At 59.8% G+C, this 731-nt stretch carries 1 protein-coding gene; it reads left to right on the top strand.

The window, feature by feature from the left end; translation table 11 throughout:
- Positions 1-197: 197 nt before the first annotated feature.
- On the top strand, positions 198-731 hold a 534-nt coding region (locus tag IEX64_RS20035), incomplete at its 3' end, for an alpha/beta fold hydrolase (protein ID WP_188822601.1).

The raw sequence follows: 731 nt of genomic DNA, 5'->3' as shown, positions 1-731 counted from the left end.
ATTGCGCGACCAGTCGATCGTCGAATGTCTCGCCTGTCATGTGTCCTGCTCCCAATGCGCAACACTTGGGAAAACTCATTGCACAATGTCAAACGATATCTTAGGCTCCGGCGAAATTGACTGTGAACTCCGGCAAGGAGTCGCGCGGATATAAGGAGTCGCGCGGATATTTCGTCAGGATCACATGGGAGAATGTCATGGCTGCTGAAGGGGTTATCAGGGAAGAAAAGATCACGGGCCGGGGCTTGACCTCGCACACCCTCTTGGCGGGCGATCCGTCCAAGCCGGCAATTCTGCTGCTTCACGGTGCGGGTCCGGGCGCACATGCCGCATCCAACTGGTATCACCTGATGCCGGACCTCGCCGAAAACTTCTTCGTGATCGCGCCCGACCTGATCGGTTTCGGCCAGTCGGTGATTCCCGATCCGTGGCCTGACAGCGTGATGGGCTGGATCGGCACCCGGGTCGACCAGTGCTTTGGCCTGCTTGAGGCGCTCGGTGTGAAGAAGGCCCACGTTGTCGGCAATTCGATGGGCGGCGCGCTGACCCTGCAGATGATGAGCGAGGAGCCCGACACGATCGACAAGGTGGTGCTGATGGGTTCGATCGGAGCCCCCGGCCCGCGCACCCCGGAACTGATCCGCCTGCTCTCGTTCTATTCCGATCCACGATATGCCCGCTATCGCCAGGTGATGCACAGCTTCGCCTACGATGCCGAGAAGTTCGAAGGC

It is taken from the genome of Novosphingobium indicum, from assembly GCF_014645195.1.
In the GTDB taxonomy this organism is placed as follows: Bacteria; Pseudomonadota; Alphaproteobacteria; order Sphingomonadales; family Sphingomonadaceae; genus Novosphingobium; species Novosphingobium indicum.
The sequence above is the reverse complement of the archived record's forward strand: the minus strand, read 5'-3'. Positions and strand labels throughout refer to the sequence as shown.